A 26,680-nucleotide genomic window follows, 5' to 3' on the forward strand; every position below is an offset into this window, starting at 1 on the left:
CGATCGCAGCTAAACTCAACGGAGTTCGTCGGCATACGATGACGGAAAAACTGCCTCGATTGTCGGTCGCGACCCGCATCAGAAACAATTTTCTGGCGGGCATCATCATCTGCGCGCCGATCGCCATCACGCTCTGGCTGACATGGTCGGTGGTGCGCTGGGCCGATAGCTGGGTGAAGCCCTATCTTCCGGCGCGCTACGATCCCGACAACTACCTGAACTTCGCCATGCCGGGCTCCGGCCTGCTGATCGGCCTGATCATCATCACGCTCATCGGCTTTCTCGGCAAGAACCTGATCGGCCAGCAGATCGTGATGTTCAGCGAGTCTCTCGTGCGCCGCGTGCCGTTGGTCCGCGTCATCTACAAGAGCGTCAAGCAGATCTTCGAGACGGTGCTGAAGGAACGCAGCAACTCGTTCAAGAAGGTCGGGCTGATCGAATATCCAAGCCCGGGCCTTTGGGCGATGGTGTTCATCGCGACCGATGCGAAGGGCGAGATCGCCTCGAAGTTCAACGCCATGGGCCACGACATGGTCAGCGTCTTCCTGCCGCCGACCCCGGTGCCGACGGCGGGCTTCCTGATCTTCGTGCCGCGCGAAAAGATCGTGCTTCTCGACATGTCGCCGGAGGATGCGGCGAAGCTTCTGATCTCGGGTGGCCTCGTGACGCCGGAAGAACTCGCCTCGCAGATCGCAGCACCCGAAGCCGTGCGCAAGCCGTTGCCCGCGCCGGTCGAGATGTAGGCCGATCAGCCGCCGGCTTTTTCCCACTTCTTCAGCAACCGGTCACGCTTCAGCTTCGACAGACGCTGCAGCCAGAAAATGCCGTCGAGCTGGTCGATCTCGTGTTGGATGCAGATGGCAAGGAAGCCTTTTGCGTCCTCCTCATGCATCTTCCCCTCGACATCGTGATAGCGAAACCGGATCGCCTCCGGCCTGATCACCTCGTCGGTCGCTCCGGACATCGAGACGCTCCCCTCCGTATTGCGGCTGGTCTCCTCGGATGCACTGATGATCTCCGGATTGATGTAGATCCGCACCCCATCCTCTCGGGCAAGCTCGATGACCGTTACGCGCTCGAACACCCCGATATGCGCCGCGGTGATGCCGACACCCGGCGCCGCTCGCATCGTATCGAGGAGATCGCCGACAAGTGTGCGCAACGCTTCGTCGAAGACCGTCACCGGCGCGCAGCGGGTTTTAAGACCTGGGTGAGGGAAGCGTAAAATGGCGCGGACGGTCACGAAAATCTCTCCTGATTTGAGACCTTTCGAAACTATCGTCCGGCTGGCGAATTGTCATCCGCATGAACGGTTTAACGCTGGACGTTCCCATGTCCTTAAGCTAGCAGGGATGGACTTCCGGTGTATCGAAGAACTCTAAACTTCGAGAGAGATGCGAGGGGCGGCAAAGATGACGAACGACGCAGAAGAGCTCGTCCGCACGCGTCCTGAGGACAACGAAGCCGACCTCTACGACGAGAACGGAAACGTCCGCGGCGACTTCCTGGCGCTAGTCGGCGCGGCCATCGCCGACCGCGATACGATCTTCCTCAGGCAGCATGTGGCGCGCCTGCACGAATCGGAGCTGGGCGATCTGCTGGAATCGATCCAGCCCGATCAGCGTCTGGCGCTCGTCCAGCTGCTCGGCGACCAGTTCGACATGACGGCGCTGACAGAGGTCGACGAGGCGATCCGCCGCGAGATCGTCGACCAGATGCCGAACGAACAGATCGCGGCGGCGATCGGCGAGCTCGATTCCGACGACGCCGTCTATATTCTCGAGGATCTCGACCAGGAAGATCGCGACGAGATCCTGGCGCAACTGCCGTTCACCGAGCGCGTTCGCCTGCGCCGGGCACTCGATTATCCCGAAAGTTCCGCCGGTCGCCGCATGCAGACGGAGTTCGTCGCCGTGCCGCCGTTCTGGACGGTCGGCCAGACGATCGACTATATGCGCGACGAGGAGAATCTGCCGGAATCTTTCTCGCAGATCTTCGTCATCGATCCGACATTCAGGCTGCTCGGCGCCATCGACCTCGACAAGATCCTGCGTACCAAGCGGCAGAACAAGATCGAAACGATCATGCGCGAGACCAACCACCCGATCCCGGCCGAAATGGACCAGGAAGAGGCCGCGCAGCTCTTCGAGCAATACGACCTTCTCTCCGCCGCCGTCGTCGATGAGAACGACCGCTTGGTCGGTGTGCTGACGATCGACGACGTTGTCGACGTCATCCACGAAGAGGCCGATGAGGATATCAAGCGCCTCGGCGGTGTCGGCGACGAAGAGCTGTCGGACAACGTCTCCTCGACCGTCAGATCGCGTTTCCTGTGGCTGGCGATCAATCTGGGCACCGCGCTCATCTCGGCCAGCGTCATCGGCTTGTTCGACGAATCGATCGAGAAGATGATCGCGCTTGCCGTATTGATGCCGATCGTCGCTTCCATGGGCGGCAATGCCGGCACGCAGACGATGACCGTGACCGTGCGCGCGCTCGCGACCGGCGATCTCGACATCTACAATGCCGGGCGCGTCATTCGAAGGGAGGCGGCCGTCGGTCTTGCCAATGGCGTCATGTTCTCGACGATCATGGGCACCATCGCGGCCACATGGTTCGGCGATTATCAACTCGGCTTCGTCATCGGCGCGGCGATGATCATCAACCTCTTCGCCGCCGCGCTCGCCGGCATTCTTCTGCCGTTGCTGCTCGACAAGATTGGTGCCGATCCCGCCATCGCCTCGTCGGTTTTCGTAACCATGGTCACTGACTGTACCGGCTTCTTTGCTTTTCTGGGGATCGCCACCTGGTGGTTTGGCATATAGGCCGCTCGCAACCGGGTTGCACAAATTGACTATTACGTAAAAGTCAATATTATGGGTTCCTGAAAATCGAGGGATCCATGCCGGTTAGCAAGTATTACAGCATCACGGAGTTGACGCGCGAATTCGGAGTTTCGACGCGCACGCTTCGCTTTTATGAAGACGAAGGTCTCATCCATCCGGAGCGTCGCGGTCGCACGCGGCTGTTTCGCCCGACCGACCGGCGCCTGATCCAGGAAATCCTGCGCGGTCGCCGCATCGGCTTCACCATCGCCGAAATTCGCGAAATCATCCAGGTCTACAAGGAGCCGCCGGGCGAGCTTGGGCAGCTGAAGCTGCTGATGAAGCGCGTCGACGAGAAGCGCGACGATCTGCGCCAGAAGCGTAAGGACATCGACGATACCTTGGCCGAATTGGACAACATCGAGGAGGCCTGCCTTGGCCGCCTCGCCGAGATCGGTGTCGGCACCTGATCAGGCACTGCGCCCCTTATTGGGGCGCTGCGCTGCATTCGCTGGCAAGGCTGAGGATACGACCGTCATCTGGCTTGATCTCGCCGGATTGAAACGGCGTGAAGAGCTGCTGTTCCTGAAGTTTGTCGAGCGTGCACTGGCAGAAGCTGCGGCAAAGCGCTTGGCCCTGCTCGACGGTGCAGGATGTGTTGCACTGCTGCAGGTAGGTCTCCGCGGGATCCGGCTTGGCCGGCGGCACGACGTAAGCCATGGCGAAGGCGATCGAGATCAGCACCGGCTGATGGATCAGGTAGAAGGAGAGGCTGCGACGGCCAATCTTGGCAAGCAGGCTTGACCCCGTTCCCATGGCCGCCAGTTTTGCTGGCAGTTCCGTTCTGATAGCGAGCGCCGCGCTCGTGAACCCGAGCAGAAATGGCACGATCCAGGGGAACAGCGGGACATAGTCGTTGGAGCGCTGCGGCATCTCCGCGAAGCCGATCCAGGCAAGATAGCGCGGGTTGAAGAACGGCCAGCGCAGGATACCCGGCGATACAAAGGTATCGGCGATCCACGCGGCCGTCGCCACCACCGTGAGGACGATGATGACCGGCAGGGGCAGCCGCAAGAGCAGCATGCCGATCACGCTCAGCACGGCGATGGAGTGCAGGATCCCGAAGAAAATCCATTCTCCCGGTGTCAGGAAGTAGGTCGCGACAGAGATGGCGGCGGCCGCCGCGACAATCATCCCCAGCCGTTTCCAGAACGATTTCCAGCGTGTCTCTGGCGTATTGGCGAGCACGAGGCTGACGCCGACGATAAACACGAAGGTGGATGCGATGGAGCGCGCGTAGAGCTTCATCCAGCCGGTCGTGGCCGTGCTCGGCGGAAGGTAGCCGACGAGTTCGATATCCCAGCCGAAATGATAGGTCGCCATGGCGATCAGCGCCGCGCCACGCAGCGTATCGAGCAGGCCGATGCGCGGCAGTTTAGGCCTCCCGGCGGTATCCGTCGTTGCAACAGTCATTCACAGGCCCCCATGTGAGTCGTTTCCGTCGGCTGACGGTCTAGTGCGGGGAATAGGAGAAAGGTGGAGATTTGATGACGGGTCACGATCCATGATCGCCAATCGTGCCTCCGAGAAGAACTGCCGCCGCGCGAGAACCACGATGACAATGGTGGTCGTCACCATGAAGACGTAGGGATTGATGAACCAGCCGAGATAGCCGATCGACAGGAAGATCGCCCGGAGCCCCTCGTTGAAATGACCGCCGGCGATGATGTTCATGCGGATGACGCGCTCGGCGGCCCGCTCCGCCGCGAGAACGTCGTTTTCGCAATCGCGCATCATCGGGATGGCGCCGAAGAGAATGGTACAGTAGTTGAACAGCCGGTAGGACCAGCCGAACTTGAAGAAGGCATAGCCGAACAGAACGGCTAGCCCGCCTACCTTCATCTCGAACCCCACGCGGCCACTCTGCAAGACCAGCGGTACGTCGGCCAACACCGCATCGACCTTGTCCGCCGCCCCGAGCAACGCAAAGCAGCTGCCGATCGCGAAGATCGAGGTGGAGGCGAAAAAGGCTGTGCCGTTCTGCAGGCCCGCCATGATCTGCGTATCGATCATCTTCAGATCGCGGCGCAGTGAATTGTAAATCCACTCGCGCCGACGCTCGATCATCGCATGCGTCAGGCTGGTGCGGCCGAAGAGACTGGCGCTCCGCAGCAGCCGGGCGTAACCGAACCACGTGAGTGCGAAGAAGCACAGGGCGATGTAATCTGCTGTCGTCATCATTATATTGATTCAGTCCTTCTCCACGCGCCCACTCTATAGATGCAAGCGCTGACCGCAACAACACACGGATAGGGAACCTTTCACAGGATGATGTCGCACGCGTGAAATGCTATGTCGGTGAACCGAACGGATCGCAGGCCGCGCTGGCGTAGCCTGAACAAGCAAATTCTCAACAGGACGCACCCATGTTCCTTTCTGTTTTCGACGTATTCAAGATCGGCGTCGGCCCTTCCAGTTCCCACACCATGGGGCCGATGACGGCGGCTAACCGCTTTCTCGATCTGATTCTGTCGGATGAATGGCCGCGCCCGTCCTCGGGCGCCAATGTCGCGGCGATCAAGGTCAGCCTGCACGGCTCGCTCGCCCATACCGGTATCGGCCACGGGACGGGCAGGGCCGTCATCCTCGGTCTGATGGGCGAGCAGCCAGATAGCGTCGATCCCGACCAGATGGACGGTATCATCGACAAGGTCGAGCGCTCCGGCCGCATTACCCCGCAAGGGCATCCCGCCTACCAGTTCCAGCCGAAGACCGATCTGGTGTTCGACAAGAAACAGCCGCTTCCTGGTCACGCCAACGGCATGTCCTTCTCCGCCTTCGACAAGGACGGCAGAATGCTCATCCGCCGCATCTATTATTCCGTCGGCGGCGGCTTCGTCGTCACCGATACGGAACTGGAGACGATGCGCGCCAAGAAGAAGGCGCCGTCGGACGGCATCAAGGTGCCCTATCCCTTCTCGACGGCCAAGCAGATGCTCGAGATGGCGGCGCGCTCCGGAGTCTCCATCGCGCAGATGAAGCGCGCCAACGAGGAAAGCCAGCGTAGCCGCGAGGAACTGGATGAGGGCCTCGACCGGATCTGGGAAGCGATGCGCTCCTGCATCGAACGCGGCCTCAAGGTCGACGGCATCATGCCCGGCGGCCTCAATGTTCGCCGCCGCGCCCGTTCCATCCACGACAAGCTGCAGGAAGAGTGGCGCAGCAACCGCATCAATCCATTGCTCGCCAACGACTGGCTGAGCGTCTACGCCATGGCCGTCAACGAGGAGAACGCCGCCGGCGGCCGCGTGGTCACCGCGCCGACAAACGGTGCGGCCGGCGTGATCCCGGCGACGATCCGCTATTACGAGCACTTCCATGACGATTGGGACCAGAACGGCATCCGCGACTACCTGCTGACGGCGGCGGCGGTCGGCGGCATCATCAAGCATAATGCCTCGATCTCGGGCGCCGAAGTCGGCTGTCAGGGCGAAGTCGGGTCTGCGGCCGCCATGGCCGCGGCCGGTCTCGCAGCCGTCATGGGCGGTACGCCCGAGCAGATCGAGAACGCCGCCGAAATCGCGCTCGAACATCATCTCGGCATGAGCTGCGATCCCGTCGCTGGCCTCGTCCAGGTTCCCTGCATCGAACGCAACGCGCTTGGCGCCGTGAAGGCCGTGACCGCCGCATCGCTCGCGATCAAGGGAGACGGTCGCCACTTCGTCCCGCTCGACGCCTGCATCGAGACCATGCGCCAGACCGGCTACGACATGAGCGAGAAGTACAAGGAAACCTCCACCGGCGGCCTCGCGGTCAACGTCGTGGAGTGTTGATCGGACAGACCGGCTATCGCGGTCAGGACGGTGCATCACACTGTGATTGGAAAACCGGCGGCTACCGGCCGCCGGCACGCGCAAGTCGCTTGACGCTGCCGCGCAAAAGGATTTGAACGGCGGTATGGCATTGCATCTAATCAAACTCTGCGTCGGCGCCGACTCGATCGACGACCTGCGGGAATGGGTGGCCGAGCGTTCCTTGAGGGCGATCGCCGCCGGCATGGAACCGCACTCCGTTCATACGACCCGAATGGTCCCGAAGCGCGTTGAAGAGCTGCTCGACGGCGGTTCGCTCTACTGGGTGATCAAGGGTCAGGTTCAGGCGCGGCAGAAGCTGCTCGATATCCAGGCGTTTACCGATGGCGAAGGCATCGGCCGCTGCCATCTGGTGCTCGGCCCCGAGGTCATCGAAACGGCCGTGCAGCCGAAGCGCGCATTTCAAGGCTGGCGCTATTATCCGGAAGATGATCGCCCGCGCGATCTCGATACGCTCGGCGAGGGCGTCGCCGAAATGCCGGCGGACCTGCGCCGCGAACTATCGGAACTCGGCCTTCTCTGACGCAACGAATGACGACAGAGAGGCCGGGTCCATCGGCTCAGCGCAGACGCATCGTCACCGGCGCCCGGCCTTCCGGGTTGGTGACGTGAAGATGAATGCGGGCTTCCGGCTGCGAGTAGCGCCAGGCGCGTGCGCCGTGCGACAGCAGCAGGTTGATCAGGTCCTTGGTCTTGGCCGTGGTTGTTTTCGGCCGCGGCATGCCGATCTCGGCAAGCCGCATGGCCGCTTCGTGAAGCGGATGCAGAACCGAGCGTGGATTCTTGCCAGTCAATCGACCTTCGGCCGGAAATTCCGGAACATTCTCGTTGATCGCCATAATTATCCCCGTACGCAATACAAATCAGGTCTAGGAAGGCCGGCCATGTCGCGAACACCGATCAAGGCCGATTTCCGGGCCGCCGCCTGAACTGATAGGCGGCGGTATCGATCATTACTGGGCGGAGGCCCAGCACTTCACGCCCGCACGCTTCAGCGTGTTGCAGGCATTGACGGCTTGCTTCTGGTCGTCGAAGCCACCGAAACGTGCGCGATAGCTGCCGGCGTTGGCGACGGCGAAAGGCTTTGCGGAGCTCAGCGCCTTGCCGCCCTTGTTCTTGGCGCCGTCAAGCAGTTCCATCGCGGCTTCGCGGCTGGCGGACACGCCGACCTGCACGACCCAGCCGGAAGGCAGCGATTCCTTCACCGATGCCGTCGTGATGCTATCGACCGAGGTGTCACCCTGTTCCGGTGGAACATAGGCCGCGGTCGGCGTCGGCACGGGCGCTACGGCCGCCTGCCGGATCGGCTGCGTCTTCACCCGCGTCGGCTGCGGCATTTCCTGCAGCAGTGGATTTTCGGACTTGGAAGAAGCCGGCGCGGCATAGGCCACCTGCGCCGAGGCAACTTCGGTGCGGCTGACGGGTGCCGGGCGCGTCTGCGGCAGCGCGGCGGCGGAAGCGACCTCCTGCTTGGCGACGGTTACCGGAATGACGGTTTCGGGAGAAATCTTCGGCGCCTGGGCGACAAGCGCCGACGAACCACCGCGGGTCGAAGCCTTCGGCAGATACGACGCGATCAGGTTGCGCATCTGGGTATCGCGAGCAGGCGTGGAGGCACCACCCAGAACGACACCGACGATCGACTTGCCATCGACCTGCACCGAGCTGACGAGATTGAAGCCGGCGGCGCGCGTATAGCCCGTCTTGATGCCGTCGACGCCGCGAACCGAACCGACCAGGCGGTTATGGCTGCGGATGATGCGGGTGCCGAACTTGAAGCTCTGCGTGGAGAAGTAGCCGTAATACTGCGGGAAGTGCTGACGCAGCGCGATGCCGAGCCGAGCCTGATCGCGCGCCGTGGTCATCTGCGCGGTATTGGGCAAGCCATTGGCATTGCGGTAGGTGGTACGCGTCATGCCGAGCGCACGCGCCTTGGCCGTCATCATCTGGGCGAAACGGTCTTCCGAACCGCCGAGCAACTCGCCGAGCGCCGTGGAGGCGTCGTTGGCGGACAGGGTGACGAGACCGAGAATTGCCTGCTCGACCGAAATGGAAGCGCCCGGGCGAACGCCGAGCTTGGTCGGCGCCTGGCCGGATGCAAAGGCGGAGAAGGGGACGGCGCTATCGAGACGGATGCGGCCCTGATCGAGCGCTTCGAACGTAAGATAAAGCGTCATCATCTTGGTGAGGGATGCCGGATACTGCAAGCGATCGGCGTTCTCGCTGTAGAGGACATTGCCCGTATTGGCATCGACGACGATGCCCGCATACTTCGAATTGGCTGCTTGCGCGTCGGCATTGACCAGGTCCAGGCCGAGCGTACCAACTGCCATTGACAGCGCAACGATTGCCTTGATCAGGAAATTGCTGGAGCGGGATGGGGAAGCGGAGGAGGCTGACCTTGACACTATTTCACTCTTTGCTTGGCTTGCACTTTAGAAAGAATCGAGACCGCGCTTCTCCCGCACGATCAAGTTCATCGAAGGTAGCCTTTCGGGGTTACCAATCCGTTTATGATTAATCGTTTGTTTCACCGTTCGGGACCATTCTACCGAGATGTCACGGAACGGTTCACGAGGCGCGTTTCCACAAATTGGGCAATAGCGGCATCAATATGTTCCCACTGCGCCAATTGCCGGCTGGAGAAGCGATAAAGCACACTTAAGTCGCGTCCGACCCTGATATCGCGCTGGCAGTCACCGCTCGTGGACAACTCCGGGGTCGCCGGCAAAAGGCAGCGCACCACGTAGTCGGGACGGCCCTGGCGCGGCGCGGTCAGCAGCACTTCCTCGCCATATCCGGAATCGGCCCGAAACCTGCGCAGCGTCATGCCATTGGCGTATGGCTGCGGCGTGGGATCGACCAGATGCGAATAGATCGGCTCGAATCGGCCGGACATGTCGCGCGACATGGTCGCCTGCGTGACTTGCAGGAAAATCAGGTCCGATGACTTGGCGGTATCGTCGAAGCGATCGCGGTTCTCGCTGGAATAGCCCTGCATCTGCGGCCACGTAAGGTAGAGGTCGGCGCGGTCGGCGGAGCCGCCGTGACGCTGGCTCGGGAAGCGAATCGTATTTTCCTGCAGCTGCAGCGTATCCTGACCGATCGTCAGCGTGACTTGAGCCGTGCTGTCGGTGTTTCCGGCAAGCGAAACGCGGGCGCCGAACCATCGCCCGCCAATGCTGATGGCAACGGTCAGTGCCGCCAGAAGCGCGATGATAATGGTTGTGCGAATGAGAAAGCCGGTCGACAGGAGAGGGGATTCCTCGACCTCCGTGGAGCTTTGAAGGGCCTGGCGCATGACGGCTTTCGAATATCTGACCGTCGCAGGAAAAACGTGAGCCGCCGGTATCGCTGAACTGTGTCGCGATCATCAAGCTTGCATGGTTAATTAACCGTTAAGGGCGAGCGGCGCGATGGCTGCGAAACCCATAAAAAGCGAGCCGCTCCTGGGACAGCAGGAGCGGCTCCTAAGACGCCGGTTTAGACGAGTATGCGGGACGGAACCAGGCGTCTGGATCGACCGTCGGATTGCTCCGGCGAAAGCGATTACTTGATGCTGCCGACCGCGACGGCACGCCCGTCCTGGATCTTCACCCACTGGGCCGGATCGTCGACCGACTGGCGCTTCAGGTAGGTGTATTCGGTGTCAGCCCAAAGCATGACCTTGTTGCGCATGTTGTCGAGGACGAAATCACCGCGATCGGTGCGCACCGTCAGGACGGCATGACCGTCACCAGTCGGCTGGAGAACAACCGTTACAAGCAGGTCGGACGGAGAAAACCCGGCTTTGATGAGGTTTTTGCGCTTCTCCAGCACGTAGTCTTCACAGTCCGCGGCGGTCTGCGGGTAGGCCCAGCGTTCCTCGACGCCGTAGATTTCCTTGTCGGTCATCGGCGTGAACGTCGTATTGGCATCGTAGTTGACCTGCAGGATGGTCTTCCAGTTGCTTTCCGTCAGCACCATCGGGCCCTGGTCGCCGGCCGCGTTCTTGCAGTCCTCTGGAATTTCCTTGCAGAACTGGTAGGCGCCGATCGGCGGGCTGGTGTTGCCCAGCAGCGTCATGGTCTGGTAGCCGGCCTGTCCGGCGCTTGCCATCGACATGACCATTGCGGCAGCGGCGAGGCCGCTCTTGATGAAGTTCGTGATCGTCATTTGTATGTCCCCGTTTCGTGAGGAGGACATTGCCAGACGTGTTTTTATTCGGCGCAAAATTCAGAAGCAAAATTAAAGACTTAGTTGATTCAAAAGCGCGTCGAATTCGGCTAAAATCAATATCGAATTTTACGGGAATTCGAAGAAAGTCTTCACCACGTTTGATTCAAGTTTTAGCTTTCGCGAAAAGCCCTCCATGTCGCCGGATGGCTCGTTTCGGGGCAAACGATTAACGCGCTCGGCTGTGGCGCGATCTCGGTAATATTGCGTTCATCATGTCGTCCTTGGGTAATCAACGCTTTGCTGTGTGCCGATAGGCCGGATTCCACGCGGATTGGCGCATTTTGAACCGCTTTTTCGCGTGCTGCGACAAAAATTATTTTTGAGAAATTTCGAGAAATTTTTCGGTCGCAGCGATAATTGCGCTCGCCATGCCGTCATGAGCGGGCGAATGGGCGGCATCTTCGACGACGACAAGCTCGCTTCCCGGCCAAGCGCGCGCCAGCTCCCACGCCGTGGTCAAGGGCGCTTCGAGGTCAAGCCGGCCCTGAACCAGCACGCCGGGGATGGAAGCGAGCCTTCCGGCGTCCCGTAATAGTACACTTTCCTCGAGCCATGCCGCATGACTGAAGTAATGCGTTACGATCCGGGCGCGGGTCAGCAGGTATGCCGGATCGCGCCAGCGTCGGGGGTAGCCGTCGGCATTGGCGAGCAGGATGGAGGCCGCCTCCCAATCGTGCCAGTCCCGAGCCGCCTTGAGGCGCACCTCGGGATCGGGCGCATTGAGCAATGCCCTATAGCCCTCGATCACGCCCTTGGCTCTCATGTCACCGGGCAGGGATTCGTTGAGCCGATGCCATTCGGCTGGAAACAGTGCTGCCATGCCCTGTGTCAGCCAGTCGATTTCCAGGCGACGCGTGATCGTCACGCCAGCGAGCACCATTGCCGAGACGCGGGTCGGATGGGTCTGCGCGTAGGCGAGCGCAAGCGTGGATCCCCAGGATGTCCCGAACAGGACCCAGCCCGTCACCGCAAGGTGATGACGGAGCTTCTCGATATCCTCGATGAGGTCCCAGGTCGTGTTGGCGGAAAGATCCGTGCCCATGTCGGCGGCATCGGGAAGACTGCGGCCGCAATTCCTCTGGTCGAACAGGACGATGCGATAGGCCGAAGGGTCGAAATAGCGTGCCGCCGAGGGCGAGGAGCCGGAACCCGGCCCGCCATGCAGATGGAGCGCCGGCCGGCCCTGCGGATTGCCATAGCTTTCCCAATGGATGAGGTGACCGTCCCCGACATCGAGAAGGCCGCGGTCGTAAGCTTCGATCTCGGGAAAAAGAATCGCCATCCGGACGCCTCCTGAAAGGCGCCTCAATCCATCAGCTTCGTGAAGCCGGTATGACGATGATCAGAGAAATTCCCGCAGCGTGTCGCGGGATTGCAGCGACAGGAACTCGATCGCCACGCCTTCGACGAAGTGGCGCACCACGCGGCCGCGCATGTTGCCGAGACGCAGCGGCGTGCCGATGGCAGGACGAACCTCGACGTCGACGGCGGCACCCGAAAGCGAAAGGTCCATGATCCGGCACGTATACTGCGTGCCGTCCTCGAGCGTGATTTCCGTCTGGGTCTCGCGCGGCATGAGGCGGTCGTGGCGGCGGTCTTCCGGCAGGCCGAGTTCATGCTTGTTGGCGAGCCACGTCAGCTGTGCCGCAAGCTTCTCGCGCTTGCGCTCGGTGGCGTGGATCGACATGGTGAAGCCGCGATTGTCGATCGTCTGGACATAGCCTTCGACGCGACCGAGGTGATCGATATAGGCGACGACGCGCTCGTTCACACGCGGGCGGCCCTGACAGGTCACATACATGTCGCCGGGCGACATATCGATGACCAGGCACTCGAATTCCTCGTAATTTGCCAGCATAAGGCGGCCCTGCATGTTGATGGGCACGCGCTGGAATGCACCTTGTTCAAGGCGAGGCGCAGTTTTTTGCGTCTGAGCTTGCTGGAAAGCGTGCATTAAAGGGCTTCTTTTACAAATAGCTTGGCGCCAAGCTTTACTCGCAATCCATTAACAGAAGGTTGTTCAGGAGGGTGTGTTTTACCGCTCAGCGGTAGTGCCGAAATGGAGCATCTCGTTTCGCGGGATCGTCGATCAGGCTCGACATCAGACGGCGCACCGTATCGGCGATCGAGCGGCTGCGGCCTGTCGCGGCTTGCGGTTCGTTCGCGCCCTGCGTGGTGTTCGCCAGCGGGTAGAGCTGCTCGTGCAGCAGCCGGCTGCGGTCGAGCGCCAGAAACTGCAGCGGAACGACTTCCAGCCAGCTGGCGGTCGTGGCCGGCGCGATGGCGCCGAGCAGCTTGCCGCACTCGCCGTCTGCGTCGCGCAGGGGCAGAAGAATGATCTCGAAGGCGGCGCGATGGCCGGCGGTGCTGTATCCGGTTGCGTTTAACAGGGCCGGAATACCATGCTCCATGACGCCGATGGCGGTCTTCTCCATGTCCTCATGGCCATGCGCCCAGAGCTCCGACAGGCAGCTGCCGCCGAGGTCGTGGCCGAAGAGGTCGCAGATCCGCGTGCCGGCGAGACGAAAGGTGATGCGGCCGGCGCCGGATGTCTCGAGCATGAAGAGGCTTGAAAGAAGATGTCTGATGTCGCGAGGCTCCACCTGCGTCCGCAGGGGAGCGATCTCGCTGCCGCGTAGCTTGTTCCAGTAGTCGAAGATCTGGATAGTGGTGTTGAGGCGCATTGGACTGCCGATCTGTTTCATTTCGGTTCAAACGGCGGCCATCATGGCCACGTCGCCCCATGCCATGCGGATTTCATGCCAGATCCGGCCAGTTAAGGTTAAGGAAGGGTTTCGATTGTCTGCCGGGCCCCGCCGTGCCAGTATCTTTTCATTGCTTCCGGTATTGGAAGTTCAGCATGAATTGCTCGGGCGCGAGGTCATTCTCGGGGGACGCTCGGCAAGCCGTTCGGTAGATTGCCGGACGGCTTTTTTTTTGACCTGTCGTCCTGTAAGCCAGTGCACGCGAAGTGAACGAGGAATGCAATGGACGATACGAACGAGCCGCATCAGTCGACCGAGCCCGCCGCCAAGCCGCCGCGCACGCCCGTTTTCAATCTTCCCGGCACCATCGTCGCGACCATCGGTCTGTTGGCCGTGATCTACGCCGGGCAGACGCTTCTGCTTTCCGACAGCGGTGTCGATGCGCTGTTCTTCGATTTCGGCTTCATCCCGCTGCGTTACATCACGCCTCTGTCCGAGCAGGGGCCGCAATTGTTCTGGACGCCGCTCACCTATTCGCTGCTGCACGGAAGTATCGAGCACATCCTGTTTAACGGCCTCTGGCTGATGGCGTTCGGCGCCCCCGTCGCCCGCCGCATCGGCTGGGTTCGCTACACGGTTTTCTGGGTGCTTGCCGCGGTCGCGTCGGCAGCGCTTCAAGCCGTGCTGAACTGGGGTGACGCCGCGGTGCTGATCGGCGCGTCCGGCGTGGTCTCCGCGCTGATGGGCGCTGCCTGCCGCTTCGCCTTTCCGTCCGAGCGCCGCGTGACGGTTCCAGCCCACCTCAATCCCCGGCTGTCGATTGGCGAGGCGTTGCGCAGCCGTACCGTCGTCATGTTCATGCTCTTCTGGTTCGCCGGCAATCTTCTGATTGCGGTCGGCGTTCCACTGATCGGTGACACCGGTCAGCCGATCGCGTGGGAAGCCCATATCGGCGGCTTCGTCTTCGGCTTCCTGCTGTTTTCGCTGTTCGATCGCCCGCCGCCCGAACTTACATCTGTTTCGGAAGAAGCGGATATATTGCAATCCTGACCGTTGAAGTGCACCATTCGAACTGATCCGCGTTGGGAGGAGAGACCGCCGCGGATGCCTGTGATCAGCTGAAGTGTCTCACTTTCGACATAGGAGGTTCAAATGTCCAATACAGTCAAAGCCATACTCGATGCCAAGGGCAGGGATGTCGTCACCGCCGGCCCGAACACCACCGTTTCCGAGGCCGCTGCGATTCTCAGCAAGAAGAAAATCGGCGCCATCGTCATCGTCGGCATGGAAAACAAGATCGCGGGGATTTTCACCGAACGCGACGTGGTCCACGCGATCGCCAAGTCCGGCCCCGCCTGTCTTGATAGTTCGGTGGCATCGGTGATGACGGCGAAGGTCTATCGCTGCAACGAGGCGACGACCGTCAACGAGTTGATGGAACTGATGACCAGCCGTCGCTTCCGCCACGTGCCGGTCGAAAGCGCCGGCAAGCTGGCCGGCATCATCTCGATCGGTGACGTGGTCAAGACCCGCATCGCCGAGGTCGAGCGTGAAGCCGAGGATATCAAGGCCTATATCGCAGGCTGACGAAGGGCGCGCCGGCTCGCTCAGCTGGAGCCGGCAAATAGCTCCTGCATGCGCCTCAACTCGGGAAGCCGCGCCGTGGCTTCCTGATAGCCGCGCTCGATGGCTTCGCCGGCGCGGTGAAACTCCGAAAGGCCGATATCGCTCAATCTTGGTTGAAGCGAGATGTCGGGCGGGTCGCCGGCCAGACGCGCGCGCGCGATGCGATCCTGGATGATGTTGAATGCCTGCACCATGACCCCGGTCATGCCGAGCTTGGCATAAGGCGCGTGCTCCTGCTTCTGCACTTCCGACGGCGTCAGGCTGGCGCTGTGGCGAACCACGGCCGAGCGGCCATAGATGTCGTAGTTCAGGTTGACGGCGACGACCAGCGGCTGCTCGTAGGCGCGGCAGACCGAGACGGGCACGGGATTGACGAGAGCGCCATCGACCAGCGTCCGGTGATTGCTGCGCACGGGTTCGAAAATGCCGGGCAGGGCATAGGAGGCCCTGAGCGCCGTGATCAGCGAGCCGTTGGCGATCCACACCTCGTGGCCGCTGTTGACCTCGGCTGAGACCGCGACGAACGGCCGGTCGAGATCCTCGACGTTCAGCCCTTCCAGATGCTCCTGCATGCGTTTGGTAAGCCGCATGCCGCCGAACAGGCCGCTGCCGCCGATCGTAAGGTCGAGCAGGCTTGCGATCCGGCGCATGGTCAAGGACCGGGCGAAACTCTCGAGCTCGTCGAGCTTGCCGGCAAGATAGCAGCCGCCGACCAGCGCGCCGATCGACGTGCCGGCGATCATGCCGATCTCAATTCCCGCTTCGTCGAGCGCCCTGAGCACGCCGATATGCGCCCAGCCGCGCGCCGCGCCGCCGCCCAGCGCGAGCGCCAGCTTCGGCTTCTGCTGTGCGGGAACAGGGAGCTTGATATCGGAGGGCGAGGCTATGCCGGCGTCGGAACCGACGGTTTCGGAGCCTTGACGGATCAAACTCCAGCTCACCATGGCAAACCTCCCCCTGGCACGACACCCACGCAAATATTAGTGCGCCGCCACCCTTTCGAATTGGTATATGGCCGCCTCTCTTGACCCAAAAAGAGACGGCTAGCCGTCCTTACGGCTGTTTTCCGTAGACTTCGTGGGGATCGAACTGGCGCTCGTCGTCGGCGATCGCAAGCATCGGCTTGCCGTCTTCCAGGCTGACGGTCCGATAGAAGCAGGATCGGCGGCCAGTGTGGCAGGTTGCATCGTGGCCCGCAACTTCGACCTTTAGCCAAATTGCGTCCTGGTCGCAGTCGGTGCGGATTTCCTTCACCGTCTGGATGTTGCCCGAAGTCTCGCCCTTCAGCCAGAGCTTGCCGCGCGAGCGGCTGAAATAGTGGGCCTTGCCGGTCTGGATGGTCAGCGCCAATGCCTTGGCGTTCATATGCGCCACCATCAGCAATTCGCCGTCATGGGCGTCGGTCACGATCGCGGTGATCAGGCCGCGGTCGTCGAACCGCGGCGTGAAATCACCGGCATCCTCGAGCTCGGACTTGTCTTCGGACGGCGCATTGAAGGCAAATGGCATCATCGCGGCTTTCTGAAATGAAGCCGGTCAGCGGCTCCGCACCATGGATATGAATCGGGCTTGGTCAGCCGGCTCAGTTTTAAATGTGCCGGTGAAGGTTGTCGTCAATGTGGTCGAGCCCTGTTTCTGAACGCCGCGCATCGCCATGCACATATGTTCGGCCTCGATCATCACCGCGACGCCGCGCGGGGCAAGCGTTTCGTCGATCGAACGGGCGATCTGGGCGGTCATGGTTTCCTGCGTTTGCAGGCGGCGGCCGTAGATTTCGACGACGCGCGCGATCTTCGACAGACCGAGGACCTTGCCGTCGGGCATGTAGGCCACGTGCGCCTTGCCGATGATCGGAACCATGTGATGTTCGCAGTGCGAAAAGAACGGAATATCCTTCACCAGAACCATGTCGTCGTAACCGGCGACCTCCTCGAAGGTCCGGCCAAGCACCTCTTCGGCATCCATCTCGTAGCCGGCGAAGAGCTCGCGATAGGCTTTCGCGACACGCGCCGGCGTATCCAGCAGTCCCTCGCGCGAAGGGTCGTCGCCGGCCCAGCGGAGCAGCGTGCGCACCGCCTCTTCGGCTTCCTTCTGGGTTGGGCGATTGGATTCTGGCGTGGTCTGCGGAAAGTTCTTTACGATGGCGTCCATCTGCAACTGTCTCCTGATCCGCAAGGCGGACCGTATTTCGGACTAGCCACTGGCAATCCCACTCGGGAATAGTGCACCTTTGGCAGGCTCCGGGGCTTTCAGGGCGAAAATCTGAGGCCCGTCCGGCACGGTTTCCCATTCAAACTTACACGAGGCCATTGCATTTCGATGGCCTTCGAACGACATACATATAGGAAAATGGCATCGCTATGTAAGTCTTCCAGCGCGACACGGTGTGTTTTTGTTTGTGCTACAATAAACGATCAGCCGCCTATCCGCATGAAATATGGAGCGGAATACCCGATGGACGACATATACAACAGCAAAATTCTCGAATTCGCCGGCAATATACCGCTGATCGGCACTCTTGAGGACGCCGATGCCAGCGCCCAGGCGCACTCCAAGCTCTGCGGCTCGAAGGTCAGGATTTGGCTGAAGATGGATGGCGATACGGTTTCGGCCTTCGCCCATGACGTCAAGGCCTGCGCGCTCGGCCAGGCCTCGTCCTCGATCATGGCCCGCCATGTCGTCGGCGCGACGGCGCAGGAGCTGCGCCAGGCACGCGCGGACATGCTCGCCATGCTGAAAGAGGAGGGCGAGGGCCCCTCCGGGCGCTTCGAGGAGATGCGCTATCTGAGGCCCGTCCGCGACTACAAGGCCCGTCACGCTTCCACCATGCTGACCTTCGACGCCGTGGTCGACGCGATCGGACAGGTCGAGGCCAAGCGCGAAACGGTGGAGGCTTGAACCATGTGCCAGTTCTGCTTGCCGAACGATCACGACGACGAGGATGAAGGCGGCAGCGCCGCGCCGACCCAGGCAAGGCCGATTGTGCAGTCGCGCAATTACACCGGACCCTTCCGCAAGACACCTGACCGGTTGTTCGGAATGGGCTTTATCCGGCTCTACCAGCTGACGCTGTCCGGCTTCATCGGCAATTCCTGCCGCCATATCCCGACATGCTCGGAATACGGCTACGAGGCCATTGCGCGTCATGGTCTGTGGAGCGGCGGATGGATGACGCTGTTTCGCGTCGGCCGTTGCGGCCCCGGCGGCACCAGCGGGCTCGACCGCGTTCCGGAAACGCTCGGTTCGCGTTTCCATTGGTGGACGCCGTGGCGTTATCTGGCGCTCGGCCGCAAGCCGGCGTGATAACCTGCGTCGCGCTCCTGCATAGCATCGTTCTGGCGCCGGGCCGCAGGGTCGTCATGTCTGATCTGCGAGACATGACCTCGTCGCTCGGTTATCGAAATCCGCGCACACTGGTCTCGACGGGCAATATCGTCTTCGAAACGCAGCCGTCACCGATCGGTGATATCGAGCTGCGGCTGGAGCAGGCGTTCAAAGCGCGCTTCGGCAAGCCGGTCGATATCCTTGTTCGAACGGGAGAGGATTGGCGCAAGATCGCCGCCACCAACCCGTTTCCCGACGGCGATGGCAGTCAGGTGATCCTGCGCGTCATGCGAAAGCCGCTCGACCACGCGGTTCTCGACAGGTTACGGCCGCATGCGCAGCCGAACCAGCGCCTTGCCGTGATCGGCGGCGATCTCTGGATCGATTTTGCCGGCAAGCCCAGCGAATGGAAACTGCTGTCGGCGCTCACGACGAAGCGCATGGGCGTCGGCACGCTGCGCAACTGGAACACCGTTCGCGGGCTCGCCGAAATGGTCGGCTAACCCGTCTTTTCCTTTACTGCGACGGCAAATCCCGGTATCAGGCGGCGGCGTATTCATGATCCGAAACGCATCATTGCAACCACCCGCATTCGTTGGCGGGACTGGACAAGGAGAAGTCTAAAATGTCCCAATCCGTTTCCCTGACATTCCCCGATGGTTCCGTGCGCAGCTACGATGCTGGCGCAACCGGCAAGGATGTCGCTGAATCCATTTCCAAGTCGCTTGCCAAGAAGGCTGTCGCCATCGCGATCGACGGCACCGTGCGCGACCTTTCCGATCCCGTCGCCGACGGCGCGATCGAAATCATCACCCGCACCGATCCCCGCGCGCTCGAGCTCATCCGCCACGACGCGGCCCACGTCATGGCCGAAGCCGTGCAGGAGCTGTGGCCCGGCACGCAGGTCACGATCGGTCCGGTGATCGAGAACGGCTTCTATTACGATTTCGCCAAGAACGACCCCTTCACGCTCGACGATCTTCCTAAGATCGAAAAGAAGATGAAGGAGATCATTTCGCGCAACGCTGCCTTCACCAAGCAGATCTGGTCGCGCGAGAAGGCCAGGGAAGTCTTCGCCGCCAAGGGCGAGAGCTACAAGGTCGAGCTCGTCGATGCGATCCCGGAAGGGCAGGACCTGAAGATCTACAATCAGGGCGAATGGTTCGACCTCTGCCGCGGGCCGCACATGGCCTCCACCGGCCAGGTCGGCACGGCCTTCAAGCTGATGAAGGTTGCCGGCGCCTACTGGCGTGGCGACAGCAACAACGCCATGCTCTCGCGCATCTACGGTACGGCTTGGGCCGAGCAGGCGGATCTCGACAACTACCTGCACATGCTGGCGGAAGCCGAAAAGCGCGATCACCGCAAGCTGGGGCGCGAGATGGACCTGTTCCATTTCCAGGAAGAGGGCCCCGGCGTCGTCTTCTGGCACGGCAAGGGCTGGCGGATGTTCCAGGCGCTGACCTCCTACATGCGTCGCCGCCTCGCCGGCACCTATGAAGAGGTCAACGCCCCGCAGGTGCTCGACGCCTCGCTCTGGGAGACCTCCGGTCACTGGGGCTGGTATCAGGAAAACATGTTCGCGGTGAAGTCGGCCTATGCCTTCACGCATCCGGAGGACAAAGAGGCCGACAACCGCGTCTTCGCGCTGAAGCCGATGAACTGCCCAGGTCACGTGCAGATCTTCAAGCATGGCCTGAAGTCCTATCGCGAGCTGCCGATCCGTCTGGCCGAGTTCGGCACGGTGCACCGCTACGAGGCCTCCGGCGCGCTCCATGGCCTGATGCGTGTTCGCGGCTTCACCCAGGACGACGCGCACGTCTTCTGCACGGAAGAGCAGATGGCGGCCGAATGCCTGCGCATCAACGATCTCATCCTGTCGGTCTATGAAGACTTCGGCTTCAAGGAAATCGTCGTCAAGCTCTCGACCCGTCCCGAAAAGCGCGTGGGATCCGACGCTCTCTGGGACCGCGCCGAAGCCGTGATGACCGAGGTACTGAAGACCATCGAGGAACAGTCCGAAGGCCGCATCAAGACCGGCATCCTGCCGGGCGAGGGCGCGTTCTACGGTCCGAAGTTCGAATATACGCTGAAGGACGCCATCGGCCGTGAATGGCAGTGCGGCACCACGCAGGTCGACTTCAACCTGCCGGAACGCTTCGGCGCCTTCTATATCGACAGCAACTCCGAAAAGACGCAGCCGGTGATGATCCACCGCGCCATCTGCGGCTCGATGGAGCGCTTCCTCGGTATCCTGATCGAGAACTTCGCCGGACACCTGCCGCTGTGGATGTCGCCGCTGCAGATCGTGGTCGCGACGATCACGTCGGAAGCCGACGCATACGGCGAGGAAGTTGCCGAGGCGCTGCGCGAGGCAGGCCTTCATGTCGAGACCGACTTCCGCAACGAGAAGATCAACTACAAGGTCCGCGAACACTCGGTCACCAAGGTGCCCGTCATCATCGTTTGCGGCAAGAAGGAAGCCGAAGAGCGCACGGTCAACATCCGCCGTCTCGGCAGCCAGGAGCAGAGCTCGATGTCGCTTGACGACGCGATCGCTGCTTTGACGCACGAGGCGACGCCGCCGGATGTGCTGCGCAAGGCTGCTGCCAGGAAGGCGAAGGCCGCCTGAGGCTTTTCTGATCTCCTACTGAAAACGAAAACGCCCGGTCCGCAATGGCCGGGCGCTTTGCATTGATGAGGATATCGATTGCCTCAGTCGGAATCGACGCCACTGTCCGCCGTACCGCTCTGGAGCTGTTCGAACGACGGCATCGCTTGCGAGTTATGCGGCTGTTCCGTTTCGTTTTGCTGCTCCGGCGGCAGCTGCTGCAATGTCGTCGCCGCCGGTCCCTGGTCCGGCTGCACGTCCTTCATGAGAACTTCGACGTCCATGTTCTTGCCGGCCGCGACCTTGAATTCGCGCTGATAGATCTTGTCCTTGTTGCGCGCGACGGCGGAGTATTCGCCCTCGGCAAGTACCATGGTCGGAAAGGCGCTGACGCTTTCGCCAACGGCGTCGCCGGCGGCCGTCAGGATCGACCAGGCGGTATCCGCGATCGCTTCGCCGCCCTTGTCGGAGACGAGTTTGAAGGTGATCTGCGCCGCCTTGTGCTGGATCGTCGCTTCCGTGAGCTTGCCCGCTTCCACCTGGATGTCGGCACGCACCGATGCGTTGGTCTCGCCATACTCGGAAACGACATGATAGGTGCCGGCGTTGAGCCTTACCACCGTATTCGGCGGCACATCAGCCATCACGAGACCACGCTCGCCATCCTCGCGTACATCGCCGGAATAGATCGAGAAGCTCAGCTGATCGGGCCGGATCTTCACATCCGATCCGGAGACAGCGTTGAGCAGCAGGCCGCCGGCCTCAAGAACCATGGTCTGCTTTTCAAGCGCGCCGTCCTCTGGAACCGAAAGCTTGCGTGTCACGCCGGCACGGCCGAACGACACGTTGACGAAATAGTCGCCCGGCGCCAGCTGGAAGTCGGCCGAACCGCCCTGGGAACTGGCGATCAGCGGCAGCTTGCCATCGCTCCCGGCAACAGGGCTGAACACATACCAGGAGAGGCCGTCCTTGACGGCATCGCCGGACGCCGTGAGCTTTGCCTCGAGCGCGACCGGACGCAGCTGCGTGCCCTGCGGCGCCCCGCCGGGCGCGATGAAGGCATTGAGCTTGGGCATCTTCGCGGTCGTGTCGAGCTGCTTGAACTCCTTGAAGGCGTCCTGCGCGCCGACGGCGACGGGCATCAAGGCAAGGAGAGCGGCGGCAACACTCCAGCGGGCGTATGGCAAAATGCCGAGCATGTGTTTTGCGAACCAATTGACAACTGAAATGACAGAGGCCACTTCAAGACCAACCCGATGGCAAATTCAAGACCCATCGCCGATACCGCAATGAAAATGAGAGTTTCTTGTCCATGAGATCCGATATCAAGCTGATCGACTATCTCGGCGTCCGCCGCTCCATCCCCGCCTTCCAGATGTCCGAGCCGGGCCCCGAAAAGCCCGAGATCGAGGAGATCCTGCGCCTTGCCTCGCGTGTGCCGGATCACGGCAAGCTGGCGCCCTGGCGCTTCATCGTCTATCGCGGCGAGGAACGGACCCGCATCGGCGAGGAGCTTCTGAAGCTTGCCCTGGAAAAGAAGCCCGATCTGTCCGAGGAGATGATCCAGGTGGAGCGCAGCCGCTTCACGCGCGCGCCCGTCGTCGTCGCGGTCGTCAGCAAGGCCGGCCCGCACGTCAAGATCCCGGAATGGGAGCAGCTGATGTCGGCCGGCGCCGTCTGCCTCAACATGATCTTCGCGGCCAATGCCCATGGCTGGGTCGCCAACTGGCTGACCGAGTGGTTCGCCTATGACGAACGCGCCTATCCGCTGCTGGGCGTCGAGCCCGGCGAGAAGGTCGCCGGCTTCATCCACATGGGCTCGACGACGTTCCCGCCCATCGAGCGCCCGCGCCCCGAGCTTTCCGAGACGGTCACCTGGGTCGGCGGGGAAGGTTGATGTTCTACGCGACGGATCAGAACCGGCATGGCCTCGCGCACGATCCCTTCAAGGCGATCGTGTCGCCAAGGCCGATCGGCTGGATCGGCAGCAAGGGCGGGGACGGCATGCTCAACCTGGCGCCGTATTCGTTCTTCAACGCCATATCGGACCGTCCGAAGCTGGTCATGTTCTCGTCGAGCGGTCGCAAGGACAGCTATCGAAACGCCAGCGAAACCGGCGAATTCACCTGCAACTTCGTCAGCCGCAACCTGATCGACAAGATGAACATGTCCTCGGCCGCCGTCGCCTATGACGTCGACGAGTTCGCATTGGCCGGACTGACGCCGAAGAAGGGGGAGCTCGTCGATGCTCCCTATGTGGCCGAAGCTTTCGCGGTCCTCGAATGCAAGGTAACCGAGATCATCGAGCCAAAGTCACTCAGCGGCGAGCCGTCGGACAGCGTCATGATCTTCGGGCAGGTCGTCGGTATCCATATCGATGAAGCGATCCTGCGCGACGGCCGTATCGACATGGGTCTGGCGAGACCCGTCGCCCGTCTGGGCTACATGGATTACAGCGAGAGCAGCGATGTATTCGAGCTCTTCCGGCCCAAGGCCTGAAAAGCCCCGCGGCCCTGAAGAAGGGTTAAAGTATATGGTGAACCAATCATAAACTTTTTGCCGCTACCGTCATCCTCAACACTTGGGGTGTGAGAGAATCGCACTTGAGGATCGGGGTTCGCAGTGATCGTAGAGGCATTTCTTCGTTGGGTTGAGACTGCCAAGACCGGAGACCGGGCGAGGGCGGCAAGCGCGCTCGGCCGCGCCTACCTGCAGTCGGAAATGTCGCGGGAAGAGCGCAAGGCCGCGGAAATGGCCATGACCTTCCTGCTCGACGACCCGTCGCCGAAGGTTCGGCTCGCCATGGCGGAAGCCATCGCGTGGTCGCCGGATGCGCCGCGTGCCATCGTCTTGTCCCTGGCCGGTGACCAGGCGGAGATCGCCTGCCATGCCATCACCTGCTCACCGCTTCTATCGGACACGGACCTCGTCGATCTTGCCGCGCGCGGCAGCGCCGTCACCCGCATGCTGATTGCTGCCCGCTCCAGCATATCGCGTTCGGTTTCCGCCGCCCTGGCCGAAATCGGCGGCGAGGAAGATGTTCTGTGTCTGCTCGAGAACGAAGGCGCCGAGATCGCGCCGCAGGCTCTGAAGCGCATTGCCGAGCGGCTGGGCGACGACTGCGAGGTGCGCAACCTCCTGCTCGACCGCCCCGACCTGCCGGCCGATGCCCGCCAGTTGCTGACGCAGCATGTGAGCGACGCCCTGATCAATCTGCCGCTGGCGCAGGCGGCGATCGGCGCCGGCCGTCTTCAGCGTGTTGCCCGCGAGGCGACCGAAGCCGCGATCGTCGCCCTTGCCGGCGAGATCACGCCGGGCGAGGTCGCCGACCTGGTCGAGCATCTGCGTGTCAGCGGACGCCTCACACCGTCTTTCCTCATGCACGCGCTGTGCTCCGGCAAGGTCGAGTTCTTCGCCGGCGCCATCGTCAATCTGACCGGCTGCGACGAGCGGCGGGTGCGCTCGATCCTGGCGACCGGCCGCATGCACGCCGTGCGCGCGCTTTACGAGACGGCCGGTCTCGCCCGCGACATCAGCGTGATCTTCGTCGAAGCCACCTTGCTGTGGCGCGAGGCGTCGAAATCCACATCGGGCACCATGCTTGCCAATGTCTGCGGCCGGCTGCTGCAGAGCTTCCGAGGCCGCAACGCCACCCATGGCGCCGTGCAGGAGTTGCTGGAGATGGTCGAGAAGCTGCATGTCGCCGAGCAGCGACAGTCCGCGCGCGGATATGCCCATATGACGGCGCTGGCCGCGGCCTAGCTAGTCTAGCTCTGATTGCTCAAGCGCCTGATGACCCAGGAATAGCTTCCTGATACGAAATGCACGGGCGTTGCGAGCGCGGATTTCATCGAATGGCCGGAGGGCAGGTATGCGCGTACCTCTGCCGCCATTCTGGACCCCAGACCGGAAATCCCGGTCTGCGGCCTTTCCTCAACCACGGCGGGCACGGGCGCAGGCGCTGCGGCGACGACACTCGGTTCCGGCGGCCGCGGGGGCTCGCAGACGGCGATGACCGTCGGGTATTTGATGTTGGAATAACGCGTCAATTGCCGCTCGGAATCGCCGTCGCACATCGCCACCGTTTCCCAGCGCTTCTCGACCGTCGCAACGTAGTTACACTGTGTGACCGCGTCGTTGCATCCGAGGATGGTCATGGCGATGAGGACGGCTTGCATGGGGGCGCTTTCGATATTGAACCGCTCCCCTTAGACGCAGCAATTTCAGCCAAATGAAGGCCGCTTTCCGGCATCCATGCGGAACAATGTCTGCTATCCGGAAAGGCGGCGCCCCGATCAGCCTTCGGCGACCCGGGGCGGCGGCGGCGCCTGTTCGTCGATCAGCACCTGAGGGCCGATATCCGGCTTTTCGGCCGTGCGGACCTCGTGCATCCATTCGCGCCAGATCGCCACCAGAAGCGCCATCAGCACCGGGCCGATGAACACCCCGAGGAAGCCCAACGTCTTCACGCCGCCGATCAGTCCGAAGAAGGTTGGCAGGAAGGGGAGCTTGATCGGGCCGCCGACCAGTTTGGGGCGCAGTGTCTTGTCGACGATGAAGAGTTCGACGGTACCCCAGACGAACAGGACGACGCCGGCCAGGGGCGAGCCGCTGGCAACAAGGTAGATCGAGACCAGCGTGAACGACAGCGGCGCGCCGCCGGGGATCAATGCCATGATGCCGGTGATGACGCCGAGCGTCACGGGCGAGGGCACGCCGGCCATCCAATAGGCGACGCCGAGCACGATGCCTTCGCCAATGGCGATCAGCGTCATGCCCATGACGGTCGAGCTGATCGTGGCCGGGACCACGCGCGAAATTCGCTCCCAGCGGTTGGGCAGGATACGCTCGCCTAGCATGTCGATCTGGCGCGAGAACGCCGCGCCGTCACGATAGACGAAGAACAGCGCGATCAGCATGAACAGCAGCGTCAGAAGCAGATGGAAGGCACCGCCGCCGGCCGCGAGCACGGCGCGGTAGATGTTGGCGATATGGGCGCCGCTGACCGCCTGGATCAGTTCGCCCATGGCGCCCGGCGTGCCGATATACTTGACCCACATCTCGTCGAGGTTCGGACCGACGAACGGAAGTGCGGCGATCCATGTGGGCGTGGGCGCGCCGGCGCGGTTCGCGTGGATCAGCCAGGCGACCCATTCGCGCACTTCGCCCGTCGTGTAGGTGACGGCAAGCACGATCGGCGTGATGAGAAAGGTGATGATCAGTATCAGCGCGATGGTTGCGGCGATCGTCGTGTTGCCGCCGACCTTCTGCAGCAGCTTGCGATAGAGCGGCCAGCTTGCAAATCCGATGACCAGAGCGGCCAGCACCGGCACGAGGAAGCCGTAGAAAAAATAAACGCCCGCGGCCACGACAAGCATCAAAAGCCAGCGCGCCGCGGAAATCGAAGGAATGAGCGGCGTACGTGCGTGAGACGATGGGCCAATCCATCTCGACTCACGCTGCATGTTGTTGTTTGGAAGGCTCACGTCGTCCTTTTCC

30 protein-coding genes are annotated in these 26,680 nt (G+C 61.9%); 14 read left to right on the top strand and 16 right to left on the bottom strand.

The annotated features are described in order from the left end of the window. The first annotated feature begins 38 nt into the window (after window positions 1–38). Window positions 39–743 carry a DUF502 domain-containing protein gene (locus tag GGQ67_RS10900; RefSeq protein WP_183900190.1) on the top strand — a complete coding sequence of 235 codons (705 nt, stop codon included), beginning with the start codon at window positions 39–41 and terminating at the stop codon, window positions 741–743. A 5-nt stretch (window positions 744–748) separates the two neighbouring features. Here the strand turns inward: GGQ67_RS10900 and GGQ67_RS10905 are convergent, their stop codons facing one another. After that, the gene (locus tag GGQ67_RS10905) at window positions 749–1,243 is read right to left on the bottom strand and encodes a peptide deformylase (protein ID WP_183900191.1); all 495 of its coding nucleotides are present in this window, start codon (window positions 1,241–1,243) and stop codon (window positions 749–751) included. A 169-nt stretch (window positions 1,244–1,412) separates the two neighbouring features. On the opposite strand from GGQ67_RS10905, the gene mgtE reads away from it, so the two are divergent. Both mgtE and GGQ67_RS10915 read left to right on the top strand, forming a co-directional pair. Continuing rightward, window positions 1,413–2,825, top strand: a complete 1,413-nt coding sequence (gene mgtE / locus GGQ67_RS10910) for a magnesium transporter (protein WP_183900192.1) — start codon at window positions 1,413–1,415, stop codon at window positions 2,823–2,825. A 77-nt stretch (window positions 2,826–2,902) separates the two neighbouring features. Beyond that, window positions 2,903–3,295, top strand: coding sequence for a MerR family transcriptional regulator (locus GGQ67_RS10915; RefSeq protein WP_183900193.1), 393 nt, complete (start codon window positions 2,903–2,905; stop codon window positions 3,293–3,295). Window positions 3,296–3,311: 16 nt separating this feature from the next. Here GGQ67_RS10915 and GGQ67_RS10920 read toward each other — a convergent pair whose 3' ends face one another. Further along, window positions 3,312–4,298, bottom strand: coding sequence for a heparan-alpha-glucosaminide N-acetyltransferase (locus tag GGQ67_RS10920; protein ID WP_183900194.1), 987 nt, complete (start codon window positions 4,296–4,298; stop codon window positions 3,312–3,314). Then, complete coding sequence (locus GGQ67_RS10925; RefSeq protein ID WP_183900332.1) at window positions 4,299–5,063, bottom strand: DUF599 domain-containing protein; 765 nt, start codon at window positions 5,061–5,063, stop codon at window positions 4,299–4,301. It abuts the gene before it with no gap. Between the two features lie 188 nt (window positions 5,064–5,251). Here GGQ67_RS10925 and GGQ67_RS10930 point away from each other — a divergent pair, with 188 nt between their 5' ends. Then, window positions 5,252–6,658, top strand: coding sequence for an L-serine ammonia-lyase (locus GGQ67_RS10930; protein ID WP_183900195.1), 1,407 nt, complete (start codon window positions 5,252–5,254; stop codon window positions 6,656–6,658). Between the two features lie 124 nt (window positions 6,659–6,782). Then, window positions 6,783–7,220, top strand: a complete 438-nt coding sequence (locus GGQ67_RS10935) for a DUF1489 family protein (protein ID WP_183900196.1) — start codon at window positions 6,783–6,785, stop codon at window positions 7,218–7,220. A gap of 37 nt (window positions 7,221–7,257) precedes the next feature. On the opposite strand, the gene GGQ67_RS10940 is transcribed toward GGQ67_RS10935, so the two are convergent. The 7 genes from GGQ67_RS10940 to GGQ67_RS10970 all read right to left on the bottom strand — a co-directional run bounded on the left by GGQ67_RS10940 (window position 7,258) and on the right by GGQ67_RS10970 (window position 13,599). After that, a complete protein-coding gene (locus GGQ67_RS10940) occupies window positions 7,258–7,536 on the bottom strand; it encodes a hypothetical protein (RefSeq protein ID WP_183900197.1) in 279 nt (92 codons plus the stop codon). A gap of 114 nt (window positions 7,537–7,650) precedes the next feature. After that, window positions 7,651–9,105 carry a serine hydrolase gene (locus tag GGQ67_RS10945; RefSeq protein ID WP_183900198.1) on the bottom strand — a complete coding sequence of 485 codons (1,455 nt, stop codon included), beginning with the start codon at window positions 9,103–9,105 and terminating at the stop codon, window positions 7,651–7,653. A gap of 140 nt (window positions 9,106–9,245) precedes the next feature. Beyond that, window positions 9,246–9,998: a hypothetical protein gene (locus GGQ67_RS10950; protein ID WP_183900199.1), complete on the bottom strand. Its 753-nt coding sequence runs from the start codon at window positions 9,996–9,998 to the stop codon at window positions 9,246–9,248. A 248-nt stretch (window positions 9,999–10,246) separates the two neighbouring features. After that, the gene (locus GGQ67_RS10955) at window positions 10,247–10,852 is read right to left on the bottom strand and encodes a transglutaminase-like cysteine peptidase (protein WP_183900200.1); all 606 of its coding nucleotides are present in this window, start codon (window positions 10,850–10,852) and stop codon (window positions 10,247–10,249) included. Window positions 10,853–11,228: 376 nt separating this feature from the next. Continuing rightward, entirely contained in the window at window positions 11,229–12,197 is a 969-nt protein-coding gene (gene pip / locus GGQ67_RS10960; RefSeq protein WP_183900201.1) for a prolyl aminopeptidase, read from the bottom strand. Window positions 12,198–12,257: 60 nt separating this feature from the next. Next, window positions 12,258–12,869, bottom strand: a complete 612-nt coding sequence (locus GGQ67_RS10965; protein ID WP_183900202.1) for a PilZ domain-containing protein — start codon at window positions 12,867–12,869, stop codon at window positions 12,258–12,260. Window positions 12,870–12,957: 88 nt separating this feature from the next. Continuing rightward, a complete protein-coding gene (locus tag GGQ67_RS10970) occupies window positions 12,958–13,599 on the bottom strand; it encodes a PAS domain-containing protein (protein ID WP_246400162.1) in 642 nt (213 codons plus the stop codon). Between the two features lie 303 nt (window positions 13,600–13,902). Here GGQ67_RS10970 and GGQ67_RS10975 point away from each other — a divergent pair, with 303 nt between their 5' ends. Next, on the top strand, window positions 13,903–14,670 hold the full coding sequence (locus GGQ67_RS10975; RefSeq protein ID WP_183900204.1) for a rhomboid family intramembrane serine protease: 768 nt from the start codon (window positions 13,903–13,905) through the stop codon (window positions 14,668–14,670). 102 nt (window positions 14,671–14,772) lie between these two features. Next, complete coding sequence (locus GGQ67_RS10980; RefSeq protein ID WP_183900205.1) at window positions 14,773–15,207, top strand: CBS domain-containing protein; 435 nt, start codon at window positions 14,773–14,775, stop codon at window positions 15,205–15,207. 20 nt (window positions 15,208–15,227) lie between these two features. On the opposite strand, the gene GGQ67_RS10985 is transcribed toward GGQ67_RS10980, so the two are convergent. The 3 genes from GGQ67_RS10985 to folE form a co-directional block, all read right to left on the bottom strand. Then, the gene (locus GGQ67_RS10985; RefSeq protein ID WP_183900206.1) at window positions 15,228–16,190 is read right to left on the bottom strand and encodes a patatin-like phospholipase family protein; all 963 of its coding nucleotides are present in this window, start codon (window positions 16,188–16,190) and stop codon (window positions 15,228–15,230) included. Window positions 16,191–16,299: 109 nt separating this feature from the next. Beyond that, a complete protein-coding gene (gene hisI, locus GGQ67_RS10990) occupies window positions 16,300–16,758 on the bottom strand; it encodes a phosphoribosyl-AMP cyclohydrolase (RefSeq protein ID WP_183900207.1) in 459 nt (152 codons plus the stop codon). Window positions 16,759–16,782: 24 nt separating this feature from the next. After that, window positions 16,783–17,397, bottom strand: a complete 615-nt coding sequence (folE, locus tag GGQ67_RS10995; RefSeq protein ID WP_183900208.1) for a GTP cyclohydrolase I FolE — start codon at window positions 17,395–17,397, stop codon at window positions 16,783–16,785. A 303-nt stretch (window positions 17,398–17,700) separates the two neighbouring features. Here folE and GGQ67_RS11000 point away from each other — a divergent pair, with 303 nt between their 5' ends. The 4 genes from GGQ67_RS11000 (at window position 17,701) to thrS (ending at window position 21,202) form a co-directional block, all read left to right on the top strand. Then, on the top strand, window positions 17,701–18,144 hold the full coding sequence (locus GGQ67_RS11000) for an iron-sulfur cluster assembly scaffold protein (protein ID WP_183900209.1): 444 nt from the start codon (window positions 17,701–17,703) through the stop codon (window positions 18,142–18,144). 3 nt (window positions 18,145–18,147) lie between these two features. Beyond that, the gene (gene yidD, locus GGQ67_RS11005; protein ID WP_183900210.1) at window positions 18,148–18,549 is read left to right on the top strand and encodes a membrane protein insertion efficiency factor YidD; all 402 of its coding nucleotides are present in this window, start codon (window positions 18,148–18,150) and stop codon (window positions 18,547–18,549) included. Next, on the top strand, window positions 18,549–19,073 hold the full coding sequence (locus tag GGQ67_RS11010) for a DUF1697 domain-containing protein (protein ID WP_425503776.1): 525 nt from the start codon (window positions 18,549–18,551) through the stop codon (window positions 19,071–19,073). Before yidD ends, GGQ67_RS11010 begins: the two co-directional genes overlap by 1 nt. 122 nt (window positions 19,074–19,195) lie before the next feature. Beyond that, window positions 19,196–21,202, top strand: a complete 2,007-nt coding sequence (gene thrS / locus GGQ67_RS11015; RefSeq protein ID WP_183900212.1) for a threonine--tRNA ligase — start codon at window positions 19,196–19,198, stop codon at window positions 21,200–21,202. Between the two features lie 83 nt (window positions 21,203–21,285). Here the strand turns inward: thrS and GGQ67_RS11020 are convergent, their stop codons facing one another. Beyond that, window positions 21,286–22,380 (bottom strand): hypothetical protein, encoded by a 1,095-nt coding sequence (locus tag GGQ67_RS11020; RefSeq protein WP_183900213.1) that lies wholly within the window; start codon window positions 22,378–22,380, stop codon window positions 21,286–21,288. A gap of 113 nt (window positions 22,381–22,493) precedes the next feature. Here GGQ67_RS11020 and GGQ67_RS11025 point away from each other — a divergent pair, with 113 nt between their 5' ends. From GGQ67_RS11025 to GGQ67_RS11035, 3 genes are all read left to right on the top strand, one after another. After that, entirely contained in the window at window positions 22,494–23,078 is a 585-nt protein-coding gene (locus tag GGQ67_RS11025; RefSeq protein ID WP_183900214.1) for a nitroreductase family protein, read from the top strand. After that, a complete protein-coding gene (locus GGQ67_RS11030) occupies window positions 23,078–23,680 on the top strand; it encodes a flavin reductase family protein (RefSeq protein WP_183900215.1) in 603 nt (200 codons plus the stop codon). Before GGQ67_RS11025 ends, GGQ67_RS11030 begins: the two co-directional genes overlap by 1 nt. A gap of 123 nt (window positions 23,681–23,803) precedes the next feature. Continuing rightward, window positions 23,804–24,943 carry a DUF2336 domain-containing protein gene (locus GGQ67_RS11035; RefSeq protein WP_183900216.1) on the top strand — a complete coding sequence of 380 codons (1,140 nt, stop codon included), beginning with the start codon at window positions 23,804–23,806 and terminating at the stop codon, window positions 24,941–24,943. A 5-nt stretch (window positions 24,944–24,948) separates the two neighbouring features. Here GGQ67_RS11035 and GGQ67_RS11040 read toward each other — a convergent pair whose 3' ends face one another. Together GGQ67_RS11040 and GGQ67_RS11045 are read right to left on the bottom strand one after the other, a co-directional pair. Then, window positions 24,949–25,359 carry a hypothetical protein gene (locus GGQ67_RS11040; protein ID WP_183900217.1) on the bottom strand — a complete coding sequence of 137 codons (411 nt, stop codon included), beginning with the start codon at window positions 25,357–25,359 and terminating at the stop codon, window positions 24,949–24,951. A 117-nt stretch (window positions 25,360–25,476) separates the two neighbouring features. Then, window positions 25,477–26,646: an AI-2E family transporter gene (locus tag GGQ67_RS11045; protein WP_183900333.1), complete on the bottom strand. Its 1,170-nt coding sequence runs from the start codon at window positions 26,644–26,646 to the stop codon at window positions 25,477–25,479. Between the last annotated feature and the right edge of the window lie 34 nt (window positions 26,647–26,680).

It is taken from the genome of Rhizobium metallidurans (genome assembly GCF_014196505.1).
Lineage (GTDB): Bacteria > Pseudomonadota > Alphaproteobacteria > Rhizobiales > Rhizobiaceae > Rhizobium > Rhizobium metallidurans.

Bases quoted from the DNA above. Each gene is read 5' to 3' on its own strand.
- GGQ67_RS10900 (WP_183900190.1), top strand. From the start codon at position 39: ATGACGGAAAAACTGCCTCGATTGTCGGTCGCGACCCGCATCAGAAAC.
- mgtE (WP_183900192.1), top strand. From the start codon at position 1,413: ATGACGAACGACGCAGAAGAGCTCGTCCGCACGCGTCCTGAGGACAAC.
- GGQ67_RS10915 (WP_183900193.1), top strand. From the start codon at position 2,903: ATGCCGGTTAGCAAGTATTACAGCATCACGGAGTTGACGCGCGAATTC.
- GGQ67_RS10920 (WP_183900194.1), bottom strand. From the start codon at position 4,298: ATGACTGTTGCAACGACGGATACCGCCGGGAGGCCTAAACTGCCGCGC.
- GGQ67_RS10925 (WP_183900332.1), bottom strand. From the start codon at position 5,063: ATGACGACAGCAGATTACATCGCCCTGTGCTTCTTCGCACTCACGTGG.
- GGQ67_RS10930 (WP_183900195.1), top strand. From the start codon at position 5,252: ATGTTCCTTTCTGTTTTCGACGTATTCAAGATCGGCGTCGGCCCTTCC.
- GGQ67_RS10935 (WP_183900196.1), top strand. From the start codon at position 6,783: ATGGCATTGCATCTAATCAAACTCTGCGTCGGCGCCGACTCGATCGAC.
- GGQ67_RS10940 (WP_183900197.1), bottom strand. From the start codon at position 7,536: ATGGCGATCAACGAGAATGTTCCGGAATTTCCGGCCGAAGGTCGATTG.
- GGQ67_RS10950 (WP_183900199.1), bottom strand. From the start codon at position 9,998: ATGCGCCAGGCCCTTCAAAGCTCCACGGAGGTCGAGGAATCCCCTCTC.
- GGQ67_RS10955 (WP_183900200.1), bottom strand. From the start codon at position 10,852: ATGACGATCACGAACTTCATCAAGAGCGGCCTCGCCGCTGCCGCAATG.
- pip (WP_183900201.1), bottom strand. From the start codon at position 12,197: ATGGCGATTCTTTTTCCCGAGATCGAAGCTTACGACCGCGGCCTTCTC.
- GGQ67_RS10965 (WP_183900202.1), bottom strand. From the start codon at position 12,869: ATGCACGCTTTCCAGCAAGCTCAGACGCAAAAAACTGCGCCTCGCCTT.
- GGQ67_RS10970 (WP_246400162.1), bottom strand. From the start codon at position 13,599: ATGCGCCTCAACACCACTATCCAGATCTTCGACTACTGGAACAAGCTA.
- GGQ67_RS10975 (WP_183900204.1), top strand. From the start codon at position 13,903: ATGGACGATACGAACGAGCCGCATCAGTCGACCGAGCCCGCCGCCAAG.
- GGQ67_RS10980 (WP_183900205.1), top strand. From the start codon at position 14,773: ATGTCCAATACAGTCAAAGCCATACTCGATGCCAAGGGCAGGGATGTC.
- GGQ67_RS10985 (WP_183900206.1), bottom strand. From the start codon at position 16,190: ATGGTGAGCTGGAGTTTGATCCGTCAAGGCTCCGAAACCGTCGGTTCC.
- hisI (WP_183900207.1), bottom strand. From the start codon at position 16,758: ATGATGCCATTTGCCTTCAATGCGCCGTCCGAAGACAAGTCCGAGCTC.
- folE (WP_183900208.1), bottom strand. From the start codon at position 17,397: ATGGACGCCATCGTAAAGAACTTTCCGCAGACCACGCCAGAATCCAAT.
- GGQ67_RS11000 (WP_183900209.1), top strand. From the start codon at position 17,701: ATGGACGACATATACAACAGCAAAATTCTCGAATTCGCCGGCAATATA.
- yidD (WP_183900210.1), top strand. From the start codon at position 18,148: ATGTGCCAGTTCTGCTTGCCGAACGATCACGACGACGAGGATGAAGGC.
- thrS (WP_183900212.1), top strand. From the start codon at position 19,196: ATGTCCCAATCCGTTTCCCTGACATTCCCCGATGGTTCCGTGCGCAGC.
- GGQ67_RS11020 (WP_183900213.1), bottom strand. From the start codon at position 22,380: ATGCTCGGCATTTTGCCATACGCCCGCTGGAGTGTTGCCGCCGCTCTC.
- GGQ67_RS11025 (WP_183900214.1), top strand. From the start codon at position 22,494: ATGAGATCCGATATCAAGCTGATCGACTATCTCGGCGTCCGCCGCTCC.
- GGQ67_RS11030 (WP_183900215.1), top strand. From the start codon at position 23,078: ATGTTCTACGCGACGGATCAGAACCGGCATGGCCTCGCGCACGATCCC.
- GGQ67_RS11040 (WP_183900217.1), bottom strand. From the start codon at position 25,359: ATGCAAGCCGTCCTCATCGCCATGACCATCCTCGGATGCAACGACGCG.
- GGQ67_RS11045 (WP_183900333.1), bottom strand. From the start codon at position 26,646: ATGCAGCGTGAGTCGAGATGGATTGGCCCATCGTCTCACGCACGTACG.